This is a genomic window from Agrobacterium sp. SUL3 (genome assembly GCF_001263295.1).
Classification (GTDB): domain Bacteria; phylum Pseudomonadota; class Alphaproteobacteria; order Rhizobiales; family Rhizobiaceae; genus Agrobacterium; species Agrobacterium tomkonis.
In genome coordinates, this window is record NZ_KQ414501.1 from 43,639 (window position 1) to 67,953 (window position 24,315).

Sequence of the window (24,315 nt, forward strand, 5' to 3'; positions counted from 1 at the left end):
TTTTTTATTGGGGAACCGTGCCGTTCAATGCAAGCGCATTTCCGGCAAGATAAAGCGATCCGCCGATCAGGATGCGCGGCGGTGGCCCATCCGGATCAAAGCGGCGGGAAAGCTCATCCAGCGCCTCGGTAAGAGACGAGGTCGGTGCCGCGACCAGCCCGGCATCGAAGGCCGCATGGGCGAGCACGACAGGATCAATCGCCGCATCCGTGCCGCCGATCGGCACGGTGAAGACATATTCGGCAATATCGGCGAAAGCCTTGAAATAGCCCACCGGATCCTTGGTATTGATCATACCGGCGATGATGAACAGCGGCCGTGGTGTCTTCTCCTCGAACCCCGCCATCGCCTCGGCAATGACTTCACCCGCACCGGGGTTGTGACCGCCATCGACCCAGATTTCCGAATCCTTCGGAGCCATTTCAGCGATTTTGCCGGTCAGGATGCGCTGAAGACGGCCGGGCCACTCCACTGACGTCATGGCCTTTTCGATCATCCGCTCCGTTACCTCAAAACCGGCGGCCTTGACGGCACGGATCGCGGCGGCGGCATTGGCAAGCTGGTGGCGGCCGGGAAGCCGCGGCAGCGGCGCATCGGTCAGGCCGTATTCATCCTGATAGACCATGCGGCCGAATTCTTCATGGGCGGAAAAATCCTGCCCGTAGACTGCCACCGGGCAGCCGAGCCGCTCCGCCGTGGCGACGAGCGTTTCCAGAGCCGCATCATATTCCTGATGGCCGATGACGACGGGGGAACCCGACTTCATGATCCCGGCCTTTTCGGCGGCGATCAACTCGACGCGGTCACCGAGATAGGCCTGGTGGTCCAGCGAGATCGGCATGATGACCGACACGGCAGGATTGTTGATTACATTGGTCGCATCAAAGCGGCCGCCCAGACCAACCTCGACGACGGCGGCATCAGCGGGCTGTTCCGCAAAGAGTACGAACATTGCGGCGGTCAGAATTTCGAAAACCGTTATCATCTGGCCGCCATTGGCAGCTTCAATACGGCGTAGCGCATCCGCAAAGACCTCGTCCTCGACATACTGGCCCTTATTGCCGGTAACGCCGATGCGATACCGTTCATGCCAGTTCACGAGATGCGGAGAGGTATGGACGTGGACGGAAAGACCTGCGGCCTCCAGTAAAGCACGACAAAAGGCCGTGACCGAACCCTTGCCGTTCGTGCCTGCCACATGAATAACGGGCGGCATCCTCTTCTGGGGATTTCCGAGTTTTTCGAGAAGACGGGAAATTCTGTCGAGTGAAAGATCGAACCCCTTGGGGTGGAGCTGCATCAGCTCTTCAATGATCTTCTCGGCCTCACTGATCGCGGGCTTCGTCATGTCTTCTGTTCGCCTTTCAGGCGTTTTGCTTGCCATTTGTCCGCCGCACCAAAGATGAAATCATGCAACGTATAGCATCATCCCGAAGGCCGTTCAGGCCTTCGGGCGACATATTTTTGCTCAGGCTGAAGCGGCAAGCGGTACGACAGCGTTTGCGTTGTCAGCAGGCGCCTTGGTCATGATCTTAAGCAAATTGGCCAGCGTATCCGGGATTTCGCGACGGTCGATCACCATGTCGACCATGCCGTGCTCCAGAAGATATTCCGATGTCTGGAAACCTTCCGGCAGCTTTTCGCGAATGGTCTGCTCGATCACACGCTTGCCGGCGAAGCAGATTTCCGCACCCGGCTCGGCGATATGAACATCGCCCAGCATGGCATAGGAAGCGGTCACGCCGCCGGTCGTCGGGTTCGTCAGAACCACGATGTAGGGCATGCCGGCTTCTTTCAGCATGTTCACTGCAACGGTCGTACGCGGCAGCTGCATCAACGAAAGAATGCCTTCCTGCATGCGGGCCCCACCGGAGGCCGGGAACATGACGAGCGGGCAACGCTCGGAAATGGCGCGCTCGAATGCCTTGACGATGGCTTCGCCGGCAGCAATGCCCAGAGAGCCCCCCATGAACTGGAATTCATGCACGACGGCAACGATCTTCAGGCCTTTCAGGAGGCCGACGCCGGCAAGGATCGTATCTTCCTGCTCGGTCTTCGTGCGGCTGTCACGCAGGCGATCGGTGTATTTCTTGGAATCGCGGAACTTCAATGGGTCCTGCGCCACCTTCGGCTGCGGCAGAGCCTCATAGACACCGCCATCGAAAAGATCGACGAGACGCGCCTTTGCCGGCATCTTCATGTGATAACCCGAGGCCGGGATAACCCACTTGTTATCCTCGAGATCCTTGTGGAAGACCATCTCGCCCGTTTCCGGGCACTTGATCCACAGGTTCTCCGGAACCTCCGGACGGCGGCCAAGCATGGAATTGATCCGGGGCCGAACGTAATTGGTGATCCAGTTCAATCAATTACTCCTTGACTGAGCCGCGCTTATTCCGCAGCGGCAAGGCGCGACGCACGCACGCCCGTTGAAAGTCCCTTTACCAGCGTCGTGACGGCCGGCACGGTATCTGCGGTCGCCTGCCCGTCCTTGGTCAGGCTGCCGGCAATCTGGTTGACGATGGCCGAACCGACCACCACACCATCCGCCACAGCACCGATCGCTTTCGCATGATCGGCCGTCTTGACACCAAAACCGACACAAACCGGCAGTTCCGTATGCGCCTTGATACGACCGACCGCGCCCGAGATCAACGAGGGATCGGGCAGCGCGGAACCGGTAATACCGTTCATCGAGACATAATAAACGAAACCTGAGGTATTTTTAAGAACGGCAGGCAGACGCTTGCCATCCGTGGTCGGCGTGGCGAGACGGATGAAATTCACACCCCGCTCAAGAGCCGGAACGCAAAGCTCGTCATCCATTTCCGGCGGCAGATCGACCACGATCAGACCATCGACGCCGGCTGCCAGCGCATCTTCCAGAAACCTGTCGACGCCGTAAATATAGATCGGATTGTAATATCCCATCATCACGATCGGGGTCGCATCGTCTTGCCTGCGGAATTCGCGGGCGAGATCGAGCGTGGTTTTCAGCGTCTGGCCGCCTTTGAGTGCACGTTGTCCGGCCAGCTGGATAGCAGGGCCGTCCGCCATGGGATCGGAAAACGGCATGCCAAGCTCGATAATATCGGCCCCTGCCTCCGGCAACGCCTTCATGATGCCAAGCGAGGTTGCGAAATCCGGGTCACCACCCATGAAATAGGTGATCAGGGCCGGGCGATTTTCAGCGCGCAGATCGGCGAAGCGCTTGTCCATACGTGCGGTCATGGTCTTATACATCCATTCCAAGGAACTTGCTGACGGTGTGGACATCCTTGTCGCCGCGACCGGACAGGTTCATCAGGATGATCTCATCCTTGCCCATCTTCGGCGCGCGCTTGATGACCTCAGCCAATGCGTGGCTCGGCTCCAGTGCCGGAATGATGCCTTCAAGGCGGGTCAGCATCTGGAAGGCGTCCAGCGCTTCATGGTCCATGATCGGCACATATTCGACACGGCCAATATCATTCAGCCAGGAATGTTCAGGGCCGATGCCGGGATAATCGAGACCGGCGGAAATGGAGTGGCCTTCCTTGATCTGGCCGTCCTCGTCCTGAAGCAGATAGGTCCGGTTGCCGTGCAGAACACCGGGCGACCCGGCGGTGATGGAAGCGCAATGCTCGTCGCCTGAAAGGCCCTTGCCACCCGCTTCGACGCCGACGATGCGGACATTCTTGTCATCGAGGAACGGGTGGAAAATGCCGATGGCATTCGAGCCGCCGCCGACAGCCGCCACGACCAGATCCGGCAGGCGGCCTTCCGCCTCCAGCATCTGCGCCTTGGCTTCCTCGCCGATGACAGCCTGGAAATCACGGACCATTTCCGGATAGGGATGCGGGCCGGCGGCGGTGCCGATCAGATAATAGGTATCGTCGACATTGGTGACCCAGTCGCGCAGCGCCTCGTTCATGGCGTCCTTCAGGGTGCCGTGGCCAGCCGTCACCGGCTTCACTTCGGCACCGAGGAGCTTCATGCGGAACACGTTCGGGGCCTGACGTGCGACATCGGTCGCGCCCATGTAAACGACGCAAGGCAGGCCGAAACGTGCGGCAACGGTGGCTGAGGCAACCCCGTGCTGGCCGGCACCGGTTTCGGCGATGATGCGGGTCTTGCCCATGCGCTTGGCAAGCAGGATCTGGCCGAGACAATTGTTGATCTTATGCGAGCCGGTGTGGTTCAGCTCTTCGCGCTTGAAATAGATCTTCGCGCCGCCGAGTTCCGCGGTCAGGCGCTCCGCGAAATAAAGCGGGCTCGGACGACCGGTGTAATGGGCGCCGAGATATTTCAGTTGCGCCTGAAATTCGGGATCGTCCTTGGCCTTGTCCCATTCCGCCTGCAAATCCAGAATGAGCGGCATCAGCGTTTCGGCAACGAAGCGACCTCCGTAAATGCCGAAACGGCCGTCCTCATCGGGACCAGCGCGGAAAGAATTGGGTGTTGGCGCGTCGTTCACTTCAAGCTCCCTTTGGGCCTTTAGACCAATCATTCACCACATCAAAAAATGCGTCGATCATGGCCAGATCCTTGACGCCCGGTGCGCTTTCGACACCGGACGATAAATCTAATCCGCTCGCCCTGGTCTCCGCCAGAGCTTCAGCGACATTGTCCTTGTTCAGCCCTCCGGAAAGCATGTAATCAATACTTCCGTCAAGAGAGCGAAGGATGGTCCAGTCGAAGGAAACACCGTTGCCGCCCGGCAGGTCAGAGCCGGCAGGCGCCTTGGCATCCAGCAGGAAACGGTCGGCGATGCCGATATAAGGGTCGATTTTGGCAAGATCAGCGGCATCACGAATGGAAATGGCCTTCATGACAGGCAGGCCATATAGCGCCTTGATATTCAGCAGTCGCTCCGGGCTTTCGCTGCCGTGCAATTGCAGGATATCCGGTTTTACGAGATCGACGATCTCATCGAGATAATCATTATCAGCATTGACGGTGACGGCAACAACCTTGGCGGCGCCACGGACGTCGTCCGCTAGCCTGGCAGCGATATCGGGCTCAATGTTGCGCGGGCTTTTTTCAAAGAAGATAAAACCGACATGGGACGCACCGCGCCTGACGGCGCGCTCCAGCGCTTCCGGTGTCTTCAATCCGCAAATCTTGATATCCGGTTTCATACCCGCGACCTGACATGAAATGCGACGAGAGTCGAGCCAAATCGCATTCGTCTATGGAATGTTTCACGTGAATCCAGATGGCGATCCGCGTCTCCGGTTTCAATCGAAATCGATGGCGTGGAGTTTAGAGCCATGGCGTTTCAGCCAACCCTTGGCTTCTTCCGTATGCGGGCAAAGCTTTTCACATAGAGCCCAGAATTTCGGGCCGTGGTTCATTTCCCTGAGATGCGCGACCTCATGGGCGGCGAGATAATCGATGACCTTTTCCGGAGCCATGACAATGCGCCAGGAGAAACTCAGGTTGCCATCATGGGAACAGGAGCCCCAGCGGCTGCGGGTATCCTTCATGCTGATGGAACGCACCGGCCGGCCGGCCGCACGCGCATGAACCGCAACCAGTCTTTCCAGATCGGCCTTCGCTTCTTTTTTCAGGAAAGTTGCGATCCGCCGTCTCAGATGTTCCGGCGCGCCGCTGACTTTCAGAATGGCCGCGCCGTCCGCGTCTTTAGAAAAATGGGTCAAGCCGCGCAGGCTGCCGGTATGGTCTATGCGGTGGGGTATGCCGCGAATATCGATGGTCGCGCCGGGACGCAGACCGTCATCCGGGTTGAATTTCAGAAGCTTGCCTTCCAGCCAGCCTTGATGCCTTTCGAGAAAATCATCAACCTGGCCATGGTGAAGTCCCATCGGGATCGTCAGCTTCAGTGCCCGGCCACCGGGTTCAATACGCAGGGTGATGCGGGTGGCGCGCGGGTTTTCCCTTACCGTGATCGGCACCTGTCTGCCCGCCACGGCGACAGTGCGCTGGCTGGGTGCGGCCTTTTTGGCCGCTGGCGATTTCACGGATTTTCCGAAGAGCGAAAACATGCGCTGTTCATAGCCGATTCGCCGCCGGTTTGGCCATGCAAATGCGCGTCACCGCCTGCCGTCTCACCCCTATGCGGTCTGTTGTTTGCGGATGAAATCCAGCATGCGTGGCACGATTTCCTTGCGGAACCGCGAACCGTTGAACACGCCGTAGTGGCCGACATCGGGTTGCATGTAGTGGGCGCGTTTTTCATCGGGGATGTTCCGGCAAAGATCATGGGCGGCCTTTGTCTGGCCGACGCCGGAGATATCATCATTTTCACCTTCCACAGTGAACAATGCGACATTGCGAATTGCGGCAGGATCAACCGCCCTGCCCCGGTGCTGCATATTTCCCTTAGGAAGCGCATGGTCAATGAAGACCGTTTCCACCGTCTGTAGATAGAACTCCGCCGTCAAATCCATGACGGCCAGATATTCATCGTAAAATTCGCGGTGTTTTTCGGCGGAATCACCATCATTCTTGACGAGGTTGAGGTAAAAATCCTTGTGTGCCGTCATGTGCTTGTCGAGGTTCATGGACATGAAACCGGACAGTTGCAGGAAGCCGGGATAGACATTTCTGCCAAAGGCCGGCTGCGGCCACGGCACCTGCATGACGACGTTGTCGCGGAACCATTCAATCGGCTTGGCCTTGGCGAGACCATTGACGGCGGTGGGATTGATGCGCGTATCGATTGGCCCGCCCATCAGCGTCATGGATGCCGGCGCGAAACGATCTTCATCCGCTTCCATCAGGGAAACGGCGGCCAGAACCGGCACGGATGGCTGACACACGGCGACTACATGCGCGCCCGGACCAATCTGCCGCAACATTTCAATGACATAGCTGATGTAATCGTCGAGATCGAAAGTCCCCTCACTCACGGGCACCGTGCGGGCATCGGTCCAATCGGTGATGTAGATATCCGCGGAGGGCAACAGGGCCTCTACCGTCCCGCGCAGCAGGGTGGCATAGTGACCGGACATGGGCGCAACCAGCAGCACCTTCTGATCGGACTGGCGGGCTGCATCGAGTTCTCTTCTGAAATGAACGAGATTGCAGAACGGACGCGACCATACGATCTCTTCCGCGACAGTGACGCTCTGACCATCAATAGTCGTGCTGCCAAGACCAAATTCGGGCTTTACGTAACGGCGGGTCAGGCGCTCGAACACCTCGAAACCGGCATCGAGGCTTCGCCCGAAGGCAGTGCTGGAAAGCGGGTTGAGTGGATTGTTGCAGGCCTGGCGCATCATATCGGCACCGGCACGCAGCGGCATCATGGCCGCATGGTTCATTTCATAAAGATGGTAGAACACTGATGACGCCTCCCTCGCGGATCAAGCTCTTTTTTTGACCATAGCAGCTTTTCGCATGTGCACAAAATCGAAGGCGCCGGCAGTTTCCCGCCGACGCCTCAATTTCAGTTGAATGCCCGACGGCAATCAGATGTCGGCAACGAAAGTCTGCTTCTGGGAACCGAGGGCTTCAATGCCGAGTTCCACGACATCGCCAGCCTTCAGATAACGTGGCGGCTTCTGACCCATGCCAACGCCGGGGGGCGTGCCAGTGGAGATGACGTCGCCGGGATGCAGCGACATGAACTGGCTGAGATAGGAAACCACATGGGCGACGCCGTAAACCATGGTCTTGCTGGAGCCATCCTGCATGGTCTGGCCATTCACCTTCAGCCACATGCCGAGGTTCTGCGGATCCGCGACTTCGTCCTTCGTCACCAGCCAGGGGCCGATGGGGCCGAAGGTGTCGCAGGACTTACCCTTGGTCCACTGCCCGGCACGCTCCGTCTGGAAGGCGCGCTCGGAAACATCGTGGGAAACGCAATAACCGGCGACGTAGTCGAGGGCATCCGCTTCGGAGACATATTTGGCGGTCTTGCCGATGACGACACCAAGCTCGACTTCCCAGTCGGTCTTTTCGGAACCGCGCGGAATGGTGACGTCATCGTTCGGACCGACGATGGCCGAGGTCGCCTTCATGAAAATGACAGGCTCCGGCGGTACGGTCGCACCTGTCTCGGCAGCATGGTCGGAGAAATTGAGGCCGATGCAGATGAACTTCCCGGTTCCCGCAACGCAGGCGCCGATACGCTCCTCGCTCAGAACCGGAAGCGTGCCGAGATCAATGGCGGCAATCTTCTTGAGGCCTTCGGGCGAGATGGCGTCGCCGCCGATATCCTTCACGTGGGCGGACAGATCGCGGACTTTTCCTTCCGCGTCGAGAATGGCAGGCTTTTCCTGGCCGGGCTGGCCAACGCGCATCAATTTCATGGAACTCTCTCCCGGTTGTCAGACAAGATGATGCATATATGAACGATGCATTCATCCTTGTCACCCCTTGACTGCGCCAAGTTTTGAAAAATACCTTTTCCTTCCCGTCAATCAAAAGGACACGGCCCGTGACGAACAGCAACTCCCGGCAATCTGAATATCCCGTCGATCCCCTCTTCCTCGACCGCTGGTCTCCGCGCGCCTTTGATGGCAGCGCCATATCGCAGGAACACCTGCTGACCATTCTGGATGCGGCCCACTGGGCGCCCTCGGCATCCAACCTGCAGCCATGGCGATTTGTCTATGCCCATAAGGACAGCGAAGACTGGCCGCTCTTCGTGGAACTGCTGATGGAGGGAAACCAGCGCTGGGCAAAAAATGCCTCGGTGCTGCTGTTCGTCGTTTCGCGGGACTATAATATCTCCCGCGAAGGCGAGAAAAAACCTTCAGCGACCCATTCCTTCGATGCTGGTGCTGCATGGTTTTCACTCGCGATGCAGGCGCATCTGCTCGGTTATCATGCCCACGGCATGGGTGGCATCCTGAAGGACAGGATCGTTGAAGCGCTGGATATTCCTGAAGGCTACAAGGTGGAAGCCGGGATTGCCATCGGTACGCTAACCGACAGTTCCGTCCTTCCGGACGATCTGGCGGAAAGGGAAGTGCCGAGCAAGCGCCTGCCGCTTGCGGAGGTGGCTTTCGAAGGGCGCTTCACCGGCAAGGCCGATTGATACCAGGCAATTCAGAGAACAAAAGGCCCGGCGATTATCGATCGCCGGGCCTTTTGTTAAAGTTTCGTTTCACGTGAATCGTTACGCGAGACGCTCCACAGGATTAAATGTCGAGGTTGGCGACGCTGAGCGCGTTTTCCTGGATGAAGTCGCGGCGCGGTTCCACCTCGTCACCCATCAGGCGGGCAAACAGGCCGTCGGCATCGGTCGCATCGTTGACCTTTACCTGCAGCAGCGAGCGGACATTGGCGTCGAGCGTCGTTTCCCACAGCTGCTCAGCATTCATCTCGCCGAGCCCCTTATAACGCTGCATGGAAAGACCCTTGCGACCGGCGGCGAAAATCGCATCCAGAAGCGCACGTGGTCCTGCCAGTTCCATGGTGCCATCCTTGCGTTGCAGGACCGGTGGCGTGGCGTAGATTTCACGGGTGCGGGCTGTGAGCTGATCGATATGGCGGGCATCGGCCGAACCGAGCAGTCCCATATCCAGCGTCGAGACCTCCTTGACGCCGCGCACCATGCGCTCGAAACGCAGACCGCCATCCTCCAGCACCGTGCCGGACCAGCCGCGTTCGGTTTCTTCCGCAATCATGTCCAGACGGCGGGCCACTTCGGCAACGGTTTCCTGAGCACGGGCCGCATCGGCCGAAAGCTCCGGGTTAAGCGCACCGGCAATGGCAGCCTGTTCGACGATTGAACGGCTGTAGCGGGAATGCAGACCATCGATCAGCGAACGCATGCGCAGCGCATCGAGAATGACTTCGCGAAGATCGGCGCCGACGCGAACCTCACCGGTGCCGAGGGTCAGCGATGCTTCCTCAAGACCCATGGAAATGAGGTATTCTTCCAGCGCCTTCTCATCCTTGAGGTACTGCACGGATTTGCCGCGTGTCACCTTATAAAGCGGCGGCTGGGCGATATAGAGATGGCCGCGCTCGATCAGTTCCGGCATCTGGCGGAAGAAAAAGGTCAACAGCAGGGTACGGATGTGGGCGCCGTCGACGTCAGCATCCGTCATGATGATGATCTTGTGGTAACGCAGCTTGTCGGCGTTGAATTCGTCCTTGCCGATCGATGTGCCGAGCGCGGTAATCAGCGTCCCGATTTCCTGGCTGGACAACATCTTGTCGAAACGGGCGCGCTCAACGTTGAGGATCTTACCGCGAAGCGGCAGGATGGCCTGCGTTTCACGCGAGCGGCCCTGCTTGGCGGAACCGCCGGCGGAGTCGCCCTCAACGAGAAAGAGTTCGGATTTGGCCGGATCGCGCTCGGAGCAGTCGGCAAGTTTGCCGGGCAGAGAAGCAATATCGAGCGCACCCTTGCGACGCGTCAGTTCGCGCGCCTTGCGGGCGGCTTCACGGGCGACGGCCGCTTCCACCACCTTGCCGACGAGGATCTTCGCTTCCGAAGGGTGCTCTTCCAGCCAGGTGGAGAGCGCTTCGTTGACGAGGCTTTCCACGACCGGACGAACTTCGGACGAAACGAGCTTGTCCTTCGTCTGCGAGGAGAACTTGGGGTCAGGAACCTTGACCGAGAGAATGGCCGTCAGGCCTTCGCGGCAGTCTTCGCCCTGCAAGCTCACCTTTTCTCTTTTCATGATGCCTGACGTATCGGCATAGGAGGTGACCTGACGGGTGAGCGCCGCGCGGAAACCGGCCATATGGGTGCCGCCATCGCGCTGGGGAATGTTGTTGGTGAAGCAGAGCACATTCTCGTGGTAGCTGTCGTTCCACCACAGTGCGACCTCGACGGTGATGCCGTCCTTCTCGCCATGAATGGCAACAGGCTTATCCACCAGCGGTTTCTTGGCGCGGTCCAGATAACGGACGAAGGCCTCAAGTCCGCCGTCATACAGCAATTCCTGCTGCTTGACGTCCGAGTGGCGCTTGTCGGTGAGCAGAATGCGGACACCGGAGTTCAAGAACGCCAGTTCGCGCAGACGGTGCTCCAGCGTGCCGTAATCATAGTCCGTCATGGTGAAGGTTTCGGGGCTTGCAAGGAAGGTAACTTCCGTGCCGGAGCGGCCTTCATATTCGCCAATCACGGAGAGCGGTGCATCGGCTACGCCATGGGTGAAGCCAATTTCGTGCAGCTTGCCGTTACGGCGGATTCTGAGCTTCAGCCAGACGGACAGCGCATTGACCACCGAGACGCCCACGCCATGCAGACCACCCGATACCTTGTAGGAGTTCTGGTCGAATTTACCGCCCGCGTGCAGCTGGGTCATGATGACTTCAGCGGCGGAAACACCTTCGGAAGAGTGGATATCGGTCGGAATGCCGCGGCCGTTATCCGTCACCGTCACCGACCCGTCGGCGTTCAGCGTCACCGTCACCAGATCGGCATGGCCCGCGAGCGCCTCGTCGATGGCGTTGTCGACCACTTCGTAGACCATGTGGTGCAGGCCCGAACCGTCGTCGGTATCGCCGATATACATGCCGGGCCGCTTGCGCACGGCATCAAGACCCTTGAGGACCTTGATCGAATCGGCTCCGTATTCCGTGTTAACGCCGACTTCGCTTGACGATGTTTCGGTCATAAGTACTCTTTCCAAAGTTTCCTGGCCAGGTTTTCCAGTGAGAAGGCCTGAAGCCAGCGAATCACTCAAATCCGACATGCGACTATAGAAATTCTACACCCAATCCCAAAGGCCGCATGCTTCAGGATGCTGCATAAAGCAGGGGATAGAGGGGGTTTCAATCGCAAGAACGGCTTTTTTGCAGCACCGCTGACAGTTCCTCTATCACACTCGGCGACAGCTTGCGAATATCCCGCGCCAGGCGATTGGCGAAAGCCGTATATTGCGGCGCAAGACCGACCGTATCGATCACCACCTTGGGGTCGGACGAACCGGCCAGAAAGAACAATTCCTCCGCCTCGTCCCAGATGATGTTGAAATATCCGGCGATGCGCTGGAGAAGATCGAAGCTCGGCTTACCGCGTTTGCCATGCTCAAGCGCCGAGAGATAGGCGGGCGAAACACCGATTGCCGCAGCCATCTGCTTTTGCGTCACGCCCTTGCGTTCGCGAAGCTGCCGTACGGCCTCAGCAAACGGTGTCATGATTTTTCGCCCCGCCGGCGCGCCAGCCGCACATAGAGTGCGCCGTCGCCGCCATGATTGGCGGATGCGTCCTCGTAGGACGAAATCAGGTGGCGATATTCCGGTTTGGAAAACCACATGGGCACCGCTCTTTTCAGCGCACCGTCGCTGCCGATCGAGCGCCCCTTTCCGGTGATGACGAGCACGTGCCTGAGACCCCGTTCATGCGCGCGCAATAGAAAATCCAAGAGCACCGCATGGGCTTCACTCTGAAACATGCCATGCAGATCGATACGCCCTTCCAGGGGCAACCGGCCACGGGTTAGTTTGCGTTTGACCGGCTTTTCCATCGGCTGATGAATTTTCGGCTTCTTGTCCAGCGTTGCCGGCGACACATCGACCGGTTCCGCAAGCATGCGCGGAAAAAGGCTGTTGCCGGTTTGCGGGACAATGGGCTCCGTCGGAGCCTCTTCTATGTCGTCGAAAGCCAGCAAATCCTCCAGCCTGCCGGAGATAGGCCGCGCGGTTCTTGCGACCTTGCCCCACAGAATGCGTTCTTCCTTGCCAAGCTTTCTGCTGCCTTTCATCGCCGATACCTTTCCGCAGCACTGCGCGGCATCAGTATATAAAAATCGGCCTCATTGCGCACCGTGCCGGCAAGCTCTCCTGCCTCGAAACCCGAGCCGGTGAAAATATCGCCCCGCGCCGGGCCGACGATAGCCGAACCCGTATCGAGCGCCAACATCAGCCGGGCAAAGGGTTTTCCATCATCCAGATGCGTCAGGGTCGGCGCATGGATAAAAAAGGGAAAACCGAAAGTATGGATAAGCCTGTCCACGGCAAGTGCCCGCCCGGCAACCAGCGGCACCTTGGCGGCGGCAATTGGCCCCATGTCCTGATCGACGACATCCGCCTCGCGGAAAAAAATGAAGGAGCGGTTGTGCCACAGCACCTCATCGACCTCATCCGGGTGATCGGCAAGCCACTTGCGGATCGTCTGCATCGAGATCGTCTTCGGATCGAGCTCTCCGCGATCCAGAAGCAGTCGGCCGATCGGCGAAAACGGATGCCCGGCCTTGGCCGCATAAGTCATGCGTTTTATTGTTCCATCCGGAAATACCAAACGGGCCGCACCCTGCACGTGGACGAAAAACAGGTCGACCTTCGATTTCGCCCAGGCGATCTCAAGACCCCTGCCCGCCAGATATCCCTCATCGATCGCCCGCCGATCGGGAAAATAGGAAATACCGTCCTCTTCCGCTTTTCCGAAAGCATAGGACGGATCGAAACCGGAGGGACGATTGTCGTCGTCTATATCCACCAGCTCCGGCGGTCTGCGATAGATCGGGTGACACCAGACATCATCACGAACGGATGATACTTCCAGCTCGGGTTCATAGAAGGCGGTTACAAAACCGCTTTTTCCTCCAGTTGGAGAAATTTTAAAGGGTACACAATTTGTCTCGAAGAAGCGGCGGGCCTGTTCCGGACTAACCCCATCCTCCTCATCGGCCATTTCCAGAAGAGAAACCAGCTCAGCAGCGGTCAGCCCCAGCGCACCGCTCTTATAAGGCTTTGCATTCCGAAGATGCGACAGAACCGTCCGCATCACCGGAAAAAGCTTGCCCGGATCGTCTTCCCGCCAGCCGGGCAGGTTTTGGAAAGAAACTTCCTCGATCGAAAAGGACGCGGTCATTGCTCGGATTCGGTGGCGATCAGCTTCCAGTTCGGATCGCGCGAGCGCATGTCACGCGAGAAGGTCCAGATATCGTCCACTTCCGCAACCGCGTCCGGGTCGCCATCCACCAGCTTGCCGTCCTTGTCATAGGTTGCCGAAATAAGCTGGCTGACGATCCTCAGCGTGATCTGCACCTCGGAATCACGAATGCCGGCCTGGGTGATATCGGCTTTCTCGATACCCACGAAAGTGGATTTAACGACTTCGCCGCGGCTTTCACGTTCGGAGATCGCCGCCTCAAAGCCTTCGAAGACCTCTTTCGACAAGAGATTCTTGAGGGTATTTCGGTCGCCATCGGCAAAACCCATGACAATCATTTCATAGGCCATGCGAGCACCATTCAGGAATTCCTTGGGCCGGAACGTCGGGTCCTTGGTCATTACCTCGCGCAGGGAGGCATTCAGGGAAGAATCCACAGGCGCCAGAGCATCCGCCTCGGCAAAGGGATTTTCATCCTCGGCCTCACCGCGTTTCGGCAGGGTCACGACCTTGTTATCGTCCGTGACGGGGCCTTTGGCGACATCGCGCGGGCTATAGGGATCGAATGGCGGTTTCTCATTGCCCGTCCGGCGGCCGAGAACACTGCGCAACTGAAGGAATATCAGCACCGCCGCAACGAGAAAAAACAATGTGATAAAGTCGCTAAAGCCCATCTTTTACCAAAACCGCCATTTAAATTCGAAAACCACACCATCATATAGTCTGCATCTTATCATCATTCAAATGTGCAGATTCAATCATTGGTGTCCCGGCATCGATGTTCCGGAAACCAGCAATCTGCCAGAGATGCACACGCAAGGCTAGAAGATGCGTTTTTCCTTTCTCCCCATTGTCATCCTGATGATGCCCATTCTCGAAATCGCCGGTTTCATCATTGTCGGCAAAGCCATAGGCCTCTGGCTGACCCTGGCGCTCGTTCTCTTCACGTCGTTTCTCGGATTGCTCATCCTGCGCCTCGGCGGCATCGGCATGGTGAGAAATCTTCAGGATGCAGGACGCACCGGCGCCCAGCCGGCCGACGAGTTGGTCAATGGCGCGATGCGGGTGGTTGCCGGGATACTGCTGATCATCCCCGGCTTCATCACTGACATCCTCGGCCTTCTGCTTCTGTCGACCACGGTACGGCGTTTTTTCTGGAAGGCTTTCGGACCACGTGTCGTCGTGGCGGGTTCCTTCCGCCAATCCGGCCAGCAATCAGGCCATCAGGCCGGTCCACAGCAGGGAGACTATTCCGGGTTTCGCAATGGTCCAGGACATGCGGGCAGTTCGAAGGTTGTCGATCTGGATGAGGACGACTTTCACCGTGAGGAACAGAAGGACTCTCCATGGTCGCACAAGCCGGATGATCGCGATCTGCCCAAGCCCTGATCGCCCCTCAGAACCGATGTAGGGCCCCGATCACGAAGGGTTGTAAGGCTCCGGTCGAAATGATAGACCGCCATCCACGAATTCACGCCGCGAGGAAACGTAATGACCGCTGAAAATGGTGCACAGGGCGCAGTTAGTCCTTCCCTCAACATTCTTACCCAGTACATCAAGGATCTTTCCTTTGAAAATCCGGGCGCACCTCGTTCGCTCCAGGCCCGTGACAATGCGCCGGCGATCAACATCAATGTCAACGTCAACGCAAACCCGATCTCCGGTTCGGATTTCGACGTTGTTCTGTCGCTGAACGCGGAAGCCAAGGATGGCGACAAGGTCCTGTTCGCGGCCGAGCTGGTTTATGGCGGCGTGTTCCGCATCGCTGGTTTCCCGCAGGAGCACATGCTGCCGGTGTTGTTCATCGAATGCCCCCGTTTGCTGTTCCCCTTCGCCCGCCAGATCATTGCGGACGTTACCCGCAACGGTGGTTTCCCGCCGCTGATGATCGACCCAATCGATTTCGCTCAGATGTTCGCCCAGCGCGTTGCCGAAGAGCAGGCCAGAGCCAAGGTCCAGGCCGTACCGAACTGAAGCCTTTAGAGCTTTCTAAAAAAACAAAACCCGGGTTCTTCGCCCGGGTTTTTCTTTGCCTTCATTTCTCTTTCCCGGCATTTACTATTTTCCGGCTCTGAGCAGACCTCAATTCTGGTAACGGTTCCAGATCGCCTTGTCCCCCATGCCGAGAACGAGCTTGCCATGGGCCGCAACCGTCTCCGTATCCAGCCGCGGCGCCAATGCCCTCGGCCTCTGTAGCGGCTCAAATGGCACATCGTCCTCGATGATCACTGCTTCCTGCTTGGCGGCGGAACCGAAACCGAGGGCCGTCTGACGCCCGCCGATCATTTCGATATAAACTTCTGCAAGCAATTCGGAGTCGAGAAGCGCGCCGTGCTTGGTGCGGTGGGAATTGTCGATGCCGTAGCGCCGGCAAAGCGCATCCAGGGAATTTGGTCCCATCGGGTTCTTGCGACGAGCGAGCGAAAGCGTGTCCGTCACCAGATCGGCTGCGACGGGCTCAATGCCGAGACGGGCAAATTCCGCATTGATGAAACCCATATCGAATGTCGCATTATGCGCCACCCAGCGGGCACCCTCGAAAAAATCGCGAATCTGATCGACGACTTCGGCGAATTTCGGCTTGTCTTTCAGGAAGTCGTCTGTGATGCCGTGAACCGCAAGCGCGTCCGGGTGAACCTTGCGGTCTTCCGGGCTGATATAGAGATGCAGCGTCCGGCCGGTCGGAAAATGGTTGATCAGCTCAATGCCGCCGATTTCGATCACACGGTCGGACTTCGATTCAAGACCGGTGGTTTCCGTATCGAAAATGATCTCACGCATTATTCTCTCCGTGACCGGTATCGGCCAATCTCTGCAATATTCCTCTTACCTGATCCCGCGCCGCTTCGACACCATTTCCGCTATCGATAACAAAATCGGCGCGCTGACGCTTTTCGGCGTCCGGTGTCTGGCGCGCAAGTATCATTTCGAATTTCTCTTGTGTCATGCCTGGCCGGGCCAAAACCCGCTGTCGTTGTATCTCCGGCGCGCAGCTCACCACTACTATTTTATCGACGCGCTTCTCCGCCCCGGTTTCAAACAGCAGGGGAATATCGAGGAGGGCGAACTGACGACTATCTTCCCTCGCCTCCGCCAGAAAGGCTTCCTGCCTTTCGCGGACAAGCGGGTGGACAATCGCTTCGAGCCGGCTGAAATTAGCCGGATTCCCTCGCAGAACTTCGCCGAGTTTTTGCCGATCCACCGCACCGGAAATGCTGGTTCCGGGAAAGGCCGCTTCAATCAGCGGAACCGCTTGTCCACGATAAAGCGCGTGCACGACCTCGTCCGAATCAAGAACCGGAACGCCTTCCTCAGTAAATAGCCGCGCCGTCGTCGTTTTTCCCATCCCAATCGAGCCGGTAAGACCGATGACGATCATCAATGTTTCTCCATGTCCGCTATGATCAGGGAACGGAGAGTTTCATCGACTTCCGGCATTTCGCCGAACCATCGCTGGAAACCGGGCTTCGCCTGATGAAGCAACATACCGAGCCCATCCACCGTTATTATGCCCTGCGCTTCCGCCATTTTCAGGATCGGCGTTTGCAACGGTACATAGACGATATCGGTCACGACGGCATTGGAGGCGAGTGGCGAAAAATCGAATTCAGGCGCTTCGGTGCCGTCCATGCCGAGCGATGTGGTGTTCACGAAAAGCCCGGCACCCCGCATAACTTCATGAAGTGCCACCTGGGGGTGCGAAAAAACCCGAGGGCCAAAACGGTCGGCCAGTTCCCGGGCGCGCTCAACCGTACGATTCAGAACGTGGATTTCGGCAATGCCGCGATCGCGCAGGGACTGAATGACCGCCCGGCTTGCACCGCCGGCTCCCAAAACCACCGCCCTGTCGATTTTGTCCCAGCCGGGATGACGCTCATCGAGATTGGCGACGAAACCATAACCATCCGTATTGGTGGCATGGAGCTTACCTTCTTCCACCCAGATGGTGTTGGCCGCACCCAGTTCTTCCGCCAGAGCATCGGGGCTGTCGGCTAAGCTATAGGCCGCTTCCTTATGCGGTATGGTGACGTTGCCGCCAACCGCCGTACCCGGTTTGGCTTCCTTAAGTGTGGCAATGAAATTCGGAAAATCTTCCGGAGAAACTTCCACAGCCGTATAAGACCCGGCAATGCCGAATTTCTTTAGCCAGTAGGAATGGATGATCGGTGAGCGCGAATGCTTGATCGGGTAACCCGCGACGAAGGCGTTTATGGTTAATGTTTCACGTGAATCAGCCATCGATGACATCCATGTCGCGCAGTTTCGATAAAAGTGGCAGCAGCGGCAGGCCGAGTATGGTGAAATAATCCCCCTCGATAGAGGTGAATAGCTGGATTCCCTCCCCTTCGAGCTGATAGGCACCGACGCTGGTCAGCGCTCTGTCACCCACCCGCTGCAAATGACGGGAGACAAATTCGGCGCTCAAAATCCGCACGGCAAGTTCCGCACTGGAAACCGTCTGCCATATCACCTCACCGGCATGAACGAGAACAGCGGCACTGTTCAGACGATGAACCTGGCCGGACAATGACAGCAGATGCGCTTCGGCCTCCGCCATGGTTTTCGGCTTGTGGTAGACTCGCGTGCCGAGTGCCATGGTCTGGTCGCATCCAAGAACCAGCGCCGCCGGATGCAGCTTGCTGACTGCAAGGGCCTTTGCCTTTGCCAGTTCCAGCGCCACCTCTTCCGGGCTCGCGCCGTCTCGTTCAAGCTGCTCATCAAGCGCACGCTCATCAATATCCGCGGGTATTGCAGAAAATGTCAGCCCCGCATTACGCATCAGCATCTGGCGGGATGCACTGGACGAGGCGAGGATCAACTCTTGTTTCATCGACTGTCTGCTCCGAATGGTGAGATTCGGATTATCGTGTCCTTTGGCGAAGGGCAAGGATGGCAGCCGCCGTTTCCTCAATGGAGCGGCGTGTGACATCAATCAGCGGCCAATTGTTTCGGGCGCAGAGCGCACGGGCATATTTCAGCTCTTCCATAATGGTGGCGCGATCCGTGTAACGGCCGCTGTCAAATCCGCCCGTTACACCCAGTTCCCGGTTTTCGCGCACCTGCGATATTCGGTCGGATGTTGCGACAAGACCGACTATCAGCGGACGGGTGGCTGCATAGAGGCTATCGGGCAGGGGCACATTGGGAACGACCGGGATGTTGGCAGTCTTTATTCCCCGGTTGGCGAGATAGATGCTGGTTGGGGTTTTTGACGTGCGGCTGATGCCGATGATGACGATATCGGCCTCGTCATAGGTTTCCGGCATTTGCCCGTCATCGTGGTCCATGGCGAAATTCAACGCCTCAATCCGCGCAAAATAATCGGCGTTCAATGCATGCTGCGCACCCACCCGCCTTCTTGATGGGGCACCGAGATAGGTCTGGAAAATGCCGATGATCGGTTCAAGGACATTAACGCAAGGAACGCCGATCGCATGGCAGCGCAGATCCAGGAACTCGGCCAGCTGCTGGTCGACGATGGTATAAAGAACGATGCCCGGTTCCTTGTCGATCAGATCAACGACCTGTCCAAGCTGTTTCTGGTTCCTGATCATTGGATAAACATGTTCCACCGGCATGGAGGCGTGGAACTGGGCCGAGACGGCACGACCCGCCGACATCAGAGTCTCTCCCGTTGAGTCCGAAATCAGGTGCAGATGGAAGAAACTTTTTTTGTTCTCCACGCTGTTTTTCTCCCGCTGTTGATAAACCGGGACAAACTTCAAAATTGTCCTGAGGGCCGAGCCGCTACGTGAATAAGGTGGTGTTTTTCCACAATCCGCAAGTGGCTGCAATCATCCCCGGCGGGCCTGTGAATAATTGGAAGAACGCAAAACTGTTCAAACTTTTCCCCAAATTATCCACAGATGGATGCTCTCGAAATGCAATCTAAATTACTGAAATTACTTTAAAAATATCTGTTTTCCCATTTAGCATGCGATGCTGCGTGGAACAATATCCGCTAATGCCCATCAAACCCTGCGGCTGCGGCATTTCGACTGGAATGATTTTAATCCTTGCTACCCACAGACTCTAAGAAATAGAAAATCTTTTAAATCTCTTTGATTTTATTTTTTAGAAGTTGGGTGCCATGAGCGAACGCAAGGTAATGATGGTGTTGAACGGGCAGACGGTCACACCGCCACCCATATGGCTGATGCGCCAGGCCGGACGCTATCTTCCGGAGTACAGGGAAACGCGAAAGAGCGCCGGAAGTTTCCTTGATCTCTGTTATAATCCCGAGCTGGCAACTGAAGTGACCCTTCAGCCCATCCGCCGGTTCGGGCTGGATGCCGCGATTCTCTTTTCCGATATTCTGGTGATACCTGACGCGCTTCATCGCAACGTCTCCTTCAGTGAAGGAAAGGGTCCAGCCATGGATCCGATCGATGTAAGCAGCATTCAGACGCTGGATCCGACTGATGTGATGGCGCATCTTGCGCCCGTTTTCGAAACCGTTTCGCGTCTGCGCAAGACGCTGCCGGATGAAACGACGCTTCTGGGCTTCTGCGGTGCGCCCTGGACAGTTGCGACCTATATGATCGCCGGCCATGGAACGCCGGATCAGGCGCCAGCGCGGCTGTTCGGTTATCAGGAACCCGCGGCGATGGAAAAGCTCTTGGCTTTTCTCGCCGATGTTTCTGCCGATTATCTGGTGGCGCAGATCGATGCCGGTGCTGATGCGGTGCAGATTTTCGATTCCTGGGCCGGCGTGCTCGGTGAAAAGGAATTTGAGGAATACGCGGTAAAACCGGTTGCCCGCATTATCGCATCGGTGCGTGCTCGTCGTCCCTCAGCAAAGATCATCGCCTTCGCCAAGGGTGCCGGTTATCTACTCAAGGATTATCGCCGTAGAACGGGTGCAGACGCCATCGGACTCGACTGGTCGGTGCCGCTGACCTTCGCCCGGGACTTGCAGAAGGAAGGCCCTGTGCAGGGCAATCTGGACCCGATGCTGATGGTGGCGGGCGGCAGGGCTTTGCAGGAAGGCATCGATGCGGTGCTGCAGGCGCTTGGACAGGGGCCGCTGATCTTCAATCTGGGCCATGGCATCACCCCGCAAGCCGACCCGGAGAACGTTACCAGACTGGTGCAGCGTGTGCGGGCTGGCGGAGCCGGGGCATGAGCGAGGAGAAACAGACCTCTCCCCGTTCCGGAAACAGGGCAGCCTTGCGGGCTGGTATCGCACTCGGTGTTTTTGCGGGTTTTGTTGCCCTGTTGTTTTACGCCGATCCGGCCGATCTCTATCTCTGGATCAAGGCGCTGCATATCATCGCAGTGATCTCCTGGATGGCGGCGATTTTTTATCTGCCGCGGCTTTTCATCTATCATACCGACGCGCCCGCCGGTTCGCAGCAATCCGAAACCTTCAAGGTGATGGAGCAGCGGTTGATCAAGGTGATCATGAACCCGGCAATGATGATAAGCTGGATATTGGGGCTTTATCTGGGATGGTCGGTTTACGGTTTTTCCGGTGGCTGGCTGCACGCGAAAATCGCGCTGGTCGTGCTTCTGACAGCCACTCATGTTTATTTCACCCGCAGCGCCAAACGTTTCGCCAAGGATGAAAACACCCGACCTGCCCGTCACTGGCGGTTGATGAACGAGGTTCCAACCGTGCTGATGATCCTCATTGTCATACTTGTGGTTGTGAAACCCTTTGGTTAAGGGGCTTTGACGATAAATTTCGCGGAATTCGTGCTTTCCTCTTGCAGCGGCCGTATTCAGTCGCTATTTTCAGGCCACTCATCTTCGTGGCATGTGAATTATTCAGTCCTCTGCGGCATTTCCCACAGCATCTGATTCGCGAACACGCCCTCCCCCGACATTACATTATTAGACGGTCTTCCCTTCATGGCTGAAATGAAGCTTCAGGAACTTAAGAGCAAATCGCCTACCGACTTGCTGACTTTTGCCGAATCCCTGGAAGTTGAAAATGCGAGCACCATGCGCAAGCAGGAGCTTATGTTCGCAATCCTCAAGGTTCTCGCGAGCCAGGACATCGAAATCATCGGCGAAGGTGTCGTTGAAGTCCTGCAGGATGGTTTCGGGTTCCTGCGATCCGCAAACGCAAATTATTTGCCCGGTCCGGACGATATTTATATTTCCCCCTCGCAAATCCGCCGCTTCTCCTTGAAGACCGGTGACACTGTTGAGGGACCGATCCGTGGTCCGAAGGAAGGCGAACGTTATTTCGCGCTTCTCAAGGTGAACACGATCAATTTCGACGATCCTGAAAAGATCCGTCACAAGGTTCACTTCGACAATCTGACGCCGCTCTACCCGAATGAGCGCTTCAAGATGGAACTGGATGTTCCGACGTCGAAGGATCTGTCGTCTCGCGTGATCGATCTGGTAGCACCACTCGGCAAGGGGCAGCGTGGTTTGATCGTTGCGCCGCCGCGAACCGGTAAAACGGTTCTGCTGCAGAACATCGCTCACTCGATCACGGCAAACCATCCGGAATGTTATCTGATCGTTCTTCTGATCGATGAACGTCCGGAAGAAGTCACCGATATGCAGCGCTCGGTCAAGGGCGAGGTTGTTTCCTCCACCTTCGACGAACCGGCTGTCCGTCACGTCCAGGTGGCTGAAATGGTCATCGAAAAGGCGAAGCGTCTTGTCGAACACGGCCGTGACGTTGTGATCCTGCTCGATTCCATTACGCGTCTCGGCCGCGCCTATAACACGGTTGTTCCTTCCTCCGGCAAGGTTCTGACCGGTGGTGTGGATGCCAACGCCCTGCAGCGCCCGAAGCGCTTCTTTGGCGCTGCGCGTAACATTGAAGAAGGCGGTTCTCTGACGATCATCGCAACGGCGCTTATCGATACGGGTAGCCGTATGGATGAAGTGATCTTCGAAGAGTTCAAGGGTACAGGCAACTCGGAAATCGTGCTTGACCGCAAGGTTGCCGACAAGCGTATCTTCCCGGCGCTGGATATTCTCAAATCCGGTACCCGTAAGGAAGACCTGCTGGTGCCGCGTCAGGACCTGCAGAAGATCTTTGTTCTTCGTCGTATTCTCGCGCCGATGGGAACGATGGATGCCATCGAGTTCCTGATCGACAAATTGAAGCAGACCAAGAATAATTCCGATTTCTTCGAATCCATGAATACCTGATCCGGAGTTTAGCCGGATTCATCTGAAAACCTTGAAGCCGCGTCCGTTCATTCGGATGCGGCTTGACTGTTTTGAACCGAGGTGAGTGATGCGAGCTTCCGCCGATACGATCTATGCGCTTTCAAGCGGCGCTCTGCCGGCGGGTGTTGCCGTGATCAGGATCAGTGGTCCGCGAGCATTTCTGGCTCTAACGACGCTGACAGGTCGAGAAACCCCGTCACCGAGGCGGGCTGTTTTGAGTTCGATTCGGGATCGAAACGATGAAGTTATCGATCAGGCACTGATCCTCCTTTTTTCCGCGCCTAATTCCTTCACGGGTGAAGATTGTGTCGAGATACACAGCCATGGTAGCCGGGCGGTGCTGGCTTCGATTTTTGCCGAGCTGGAGAATCTTGAAGGGTTTCGCCCTGCTGATGCCGGTGAATTTTCCCGCCGTGCTTTCGAAAACGGCAAGATGGATCTTCTCGAAGTCGAAGGGCTGGCCGACTTGCTGCAGGCGGAAACTGAAATGCAGCGGCGCCTGGCAGTGGAGCAGAGCACGGGTAAGCTTTCCGCGCTCTATGACGGCTGGGCAGGTCGATTAACGCGGGCCCGCGCATTGATCGAAGCGGAGCTGGACTTCGCCGATGAAGACGACGTACCGGATTCGGTTGCAACTCAGGTGTGGCACGCGATGTCGCAGCTGCGGGGGGAGATTGCCGATCATCTTCGCCAGGGCGCCGGCGGTGAAATCATCCGTGATGGATTTAAGGTCGCATTGGTGGGCGAGCCTAACGTCGGTAAATCCACCCTGCTGAATGCTCTAAGCGGCCGCGATGTTGCGATCGTCACCGATATAGCGGGCACGACACGGGACGTTCTCAGTGTCGATATCAATCTGGATGGCTATCTTGTCCGGATATTTGATACGGCGGGTATCAGGGAGACTGAGGATGTTGTCGAACAGGAGGGTGTTCGACGAGCGAAATTGACAGCCGAGAATGCGGATCTCGTTCTGTTACTTCAGGATAACGATTCGCTTCCGAAACAATCCTCTCTTTCATTCAGCAATAGGCGTCGCCTCTATCTCCGCACGAAGTCGGCTCTTTCTTCAGATTTCCCAGAAACCCCCTTCGACCTTTCTATCTCTGCCAAAGAGGGACATGGTCTGGAAGAACTGAGATCGGTGATCACCCAGGAGATCAAGAACCGCGTTGGTGGCGGCCAGACACTGGTTCCTGCACGCGCCCGCCATAAAAAACGACTTGAAGAGACGCTGAACTATGTTAGTGATGCGCTGGATTCCGAAGCCATGGACCTTGCGATAAGGTCAGAATATTTGCGGCTCGCGGCAACATCGCTTGGGCGCATTACCGGCCGAGTTGATGTGGAAGATTTGCTGGGCGTAATCTTCTCGGAATTCTGCATAGGAAAATGATTCACGTGAAACATTGGCTACCGTGGTGGCT

At 57.1% G+C, this 24,315-nt stretch carries 25 protein-coding genes; 7 read left to right on the plus strand and 18 right to left on the minus strand.

What is annotated here, in order from left to right; translation table 11 throughout:
• Positions 1-4 precede the first annotated feature (4 nt).
• The 8 genes from AKG12_RS09585 to AKG12_RS09620 form a co-directional block, all read right to left on the minus strand.
• On the minus strand, positions 5-1,384 hold the full coding sequence (locus AKG12_RS09585) for a bifunctional folylpolyglutamate synthase/dihydrofolate synthase (RefSeq protein WP_170979845.1): 1,380 nt from the start codon (positions 1,382-1,384) through the stop codon (positions 5-7).
• Positions 1,385-1,468: 84 nt separating this feature from the next.
• Positions 1,469-2,365, minus strand: a complete 897-nt coding sequence (gene accD / locus AKG12_RS09590) for an acetyl-CoA carboxylase, carboxyltransferase subunit beta (protein ID WP_046799720.1) — start codon at positions 2,363-2,365, stop codon at positions 1,469-1,471.
• 26 nt (positions 2,366-2,391) lie between these two features.
• Positions 2,392-3,231: a tryptophan synthase subunit alpha gene (gene trpA / locus AKG12_RS09595; RefSeq protein WP_046799768.1), complete on the minus strand. Its 840-nt coding sequence runs from the start codon at positions 3,229-3,231 to the stop codon at positions 2,392-2,394.
• 4 nt (positions 3,232-3,235) lie between these two features.
• Positions 3,236-4,456, minus strand: a complete 1,221-nt coding sequence (trpB, locus tag AKG12_RS09600) for a tryptophan synthase subunit beta (protein WP_046799719.1) — start codon at positions 4,454-4,456, stop codon at positions 3,236-3,238.
• Between the two features lies 1 nt (position 4,457).
• A complete protein-coding gene (locus AKG12_RS09605; RefSeq protein WP_052818634.1) occupies positions 4,458-5,120 on the minus strand; it encodes a phosphoribosylanthranilate isomerase in 663 nt (220 codons plus the stop codon).
• 99 nt (positions 5,121-5,219) lie between these two features.
• Positions 5,220-5,987, minus strand: a complete 768-nt coding sequence (locus tag AKG12_RS09610; protein WP_052818635.1) for a M48 family metallopeptidase — start codon at positions 5,985-5,987, stop codon at positions 5,220-5,222.
• Positions 5,988-6,056: 69 nt separating this feature from the next.
• The gene (locus AKG12_RS09615; protein ID WP_082178782.1) at positions 6,057-7,289 is read right to left on the minus strand and encodes a polyhydroxyalkanoate depolymerase; all 1,233 of its coding nucleotides are present in this window, start codon (positions 7,287-7,289) and stop codon (positions 6,057-6,059) included.
• Between the two features lie 126 nt (positions 7,290-7,415).
• On the minus strand, positions 7,416-8,258 hold the full coding sequence (locus tag AKG12_RS09620) for a fumarylacetoacetate hydrolase family protein (RefSeq protein ID WP_046799715.1): 843 nt from the start codon (positions 8,256-8,258) through the stop codon (positions 7,416-7,418).
• Between the two features lie 128 nt (positions 8,259-8,386).
• Here AKG12_RS09620 and AKG12_RS09625 point away from each other — a divergent pair, with 128 nt between their 5' ends.
• Positions 8,387-8,989 carry a nitroreductase family protein gene (locus AKG12_RS09625; RefSeq protein ID WP_052818636.1) on the plus strand — a complete coding sequence of 201 codons (603 nt, stop codon included), beginning with the start codon at positions 8,387-8,389 and terminating at the stop codon, positions 8,987-8,989.
• 103 nt (positions 8,990-9,092) lie between these two features.
• Here the strand turns inward: AKG12_RS09625 and gyrB are convergent, their stop codons facing one another.
• From gyrB to AKG12_RS09650, 5 genes are all read right to left on the minus strand, one after another.
• Positions 9,093-11,528 carry a DNA topoisomerase (ATP-hydrolyzing) subunit B gene (gene gyrB / locus AKG12_RS09630; protein WP_052818637.1) on the minus strand — a complete coding sequence of 812 codons (2,436 nt, stop codon included), beginning with the start codon at positions 11,526-11,528 and terminating at the stop codon, positions 9,093-9,095.
• Positions 11,529-11,685: 157 nt separating this feature from the next.
• Positions 11,686-12,051: a helix-turn-helix domain-containing protein gene (locus AKG12_RS09635; RefSeq protein WP_046799712.1), complete on the minus strand. Its 366-nt coding sequence runs from the start codon at positions 12,049-12,051 to the stop codon at positions 11,686-11,688.
• The gene (locus tag AKG12_RS09640; RefSeq protein WP_052818638.1) at positions 12,048-12,617 is read right to left on the minus strand and encodes a Smr/MutS family protein; all 570 of its coding nucleotides are present in this window, start codon (positions 12,615-12,617) and stop codon (positions 12,048-12,050) included. The genes AKG12_RS09635 and AKG12_RS09640 overlap by 4 nt, the downstream gene beginning before the upstream one ends.
• Positions 12,614-13,726, minus strand: a complete 1,113-nt coding sequence (gene mltA / locus AKG12_RS09645; protein WP_052818639.1) for a murein transglycosylase A — start codon at positions 13,724-13,726, stop codon at positions 12,614-12,616. The genes AKG12_RS09640 and mltA overlap by 4 nt, the downstream gene beginning before the upstream one ends.
• Positions 13,723-14,421 carry a Tim44/TimA family putative adaptor protein gene (locus AKG12_RS09650; protein ID WP_046799709.1) on the minus strand — a complete coding sequence of 233 codons (699 nt, stop codon included), beginning with the start codon at positions 14,419-14,421 and terminating at the stop codon, positions 13,723-13,725. The genes mltA and AKG12_RS09650 overlap by 4 nt, the downstream gene beginning before the upstream one ends.
• 154 nt (positions 14,422-14,575) lie before the next feature.
• Here AKG12_RS09650 and AKG12_RS09655 point away from each other — a divergent pair, with 154 nt between their 5' ends.
• Together AKG12_RS09655 and secB are read left to right on the plus strand one after the other, a co-directional pair.
• Entirely contained in the window at positions 14,576-15,136 is a 561-nt protein-coding gene (locus AKG12_RS09655) for an FxsA family protein (protein ID WP_052818640.1), read from the plus strand.
• A gap of 102 nt (positions 15,137-15,238) precedes the next feature.
• Entirely contained in the window at positions 15,239-15,721 is a 483-nt protein-coding gene (gene secB / locus AKG12_RS09660) for a protein-export chaperone SecB (protein ID WP_046799707.1), read from the plus strand.
• A 108-nt stretch (positions 15,722-15,829) separates the two neighbouring features.
• On the opposite strand, the gene dnaQ is transcribed toward secB, so the two are convergent.
• The 5 genes from dnaQ to AKG12_RS09685 are packed head-to-tail and all read right to left on the minus strand — an operon-like array spanning position 15,830 to position 19,431.
• Positions 15,830-16,528: a DNA polymerase III subunit epsilon gene (gene dnaQ, locus AKG12_RS09665; protein WP_046799706.1), complete on the minus strand. Its 699-nt coding sequence runs from the start codon at positions 16,526-16,528 to the stop codon at positions 15,830-15,832.
• Positions 16,521-17,126, minus strand: coding sequence for a dephospho-CoA kinase (gene coaE, locus AKG12_RS09670; RefSeq protein WP_052818641.1), 606 nt, complete (start codon positions 17,124-17,126; stop codon positions 16,521-16,523). Before coaE ends, dnaQ begins: the two co-directional genes overlap by 8 nt.
• Positions 17,126-17,986 carry a shikimate dehydrogenase gene (locus AKG12_RS09675; RefSeq protein WP_052818642.1) on the minus strand — a complete coding sequence of 287 codons (861 nt, stop codon included), beginning with the start codon at positions 17,984-17,986 and terminating at the stop codon, positions 17,126-17,128. The genes coaE and AKG12_RS09675 overlap by 1 nt, the downstream gene beginning before the upstream one ends.
• Complete coding sequence (locus AKG12_RS09680; protein ID WP_052818643.1) at positions 17,979-18,578, minus strand: Maf-like protein; 600 nt, start codon at positions 18,576-18,578, stop codon at positions 17,979-17,981. The genes AKG12_RS09675 and AKG12_RS09680 overlap by 8 nt, the downstream gene beginning before the upstream one ends.
• 31 nt (positions 18,579-18,609) lie before the next feature.
• Complete coding sequence (locus tag AKG12_RS09685) at positions 18,610-19,431, minus strand: pyruvate, water dikinase regulatory protein (RefSeq protein WP_046799702.1); 822 nt, start codon at positions 19,429-19,431, stop codon at positions 18,610-18,612.
• Between the two features lie 407 nt (positions 19,432-19,838).
• On the opposite strand from AKG12_RS09685, the gene hemE reads away from it, so the two are divergent.
• From hemE to mnmE, 4 genes are all read left to right on the plus strand, one after another.
• A complete protein-coding gene (hemE, locus tag AKG12_RS09690; protein ID WP_052818644.1) occupies positions 19,839-20,873 on the plus strand; it encodes a uroporphyrinogen decarboxylase in 1,035 nt (344 codons plus the stop codon).
• Complete coding sequence (hemJ, locus tag AKG12_RS09695) at positions 20,870-21,415, plus strand: protoporphyrinogen oxidase HemJ (RefSeq protein WP_052818645.1); 546 nt, start codon at positions 20,870-20,872, stop codon at positions 21,413-21,415. Before hemE ends, hemJ begins: the two co-directional genes overlap by 4 nt.
• Before the next feature lie 186 nt (positions 21,416-21,601).
• Positions 21,602-22,867 carry a transcription termination factor Rho gene (gene rho / locus AKG12_RS09700; RefSeq protein ID WP_004444236.1) on the plus strand — a complete coding sequence of 422 codons (1,266 nt, stop codon included), beginning with the start codon at positions 21,602-21,604 and terminating at the stop codon, positions 22,865-22,867.
• An 88-nt stretch (positions 22,868-22,955) separates the two neighbouring features.
• Positions 22,956-24,284, plus strand: a complete 1,329-nt coding sequence (gene mnmE / locus AKG12_RS09705) for a tRNA uridine-5-carboxymethylaminomethyl(34) synthesis GTPase MnmE (protein ID WP_052818646.1) — start codon at positions 22,956-22,958, stop codon at positions 24,282-24,284.
• Positions 24,285-24,315: the final 31 nt, after the last annotated feature.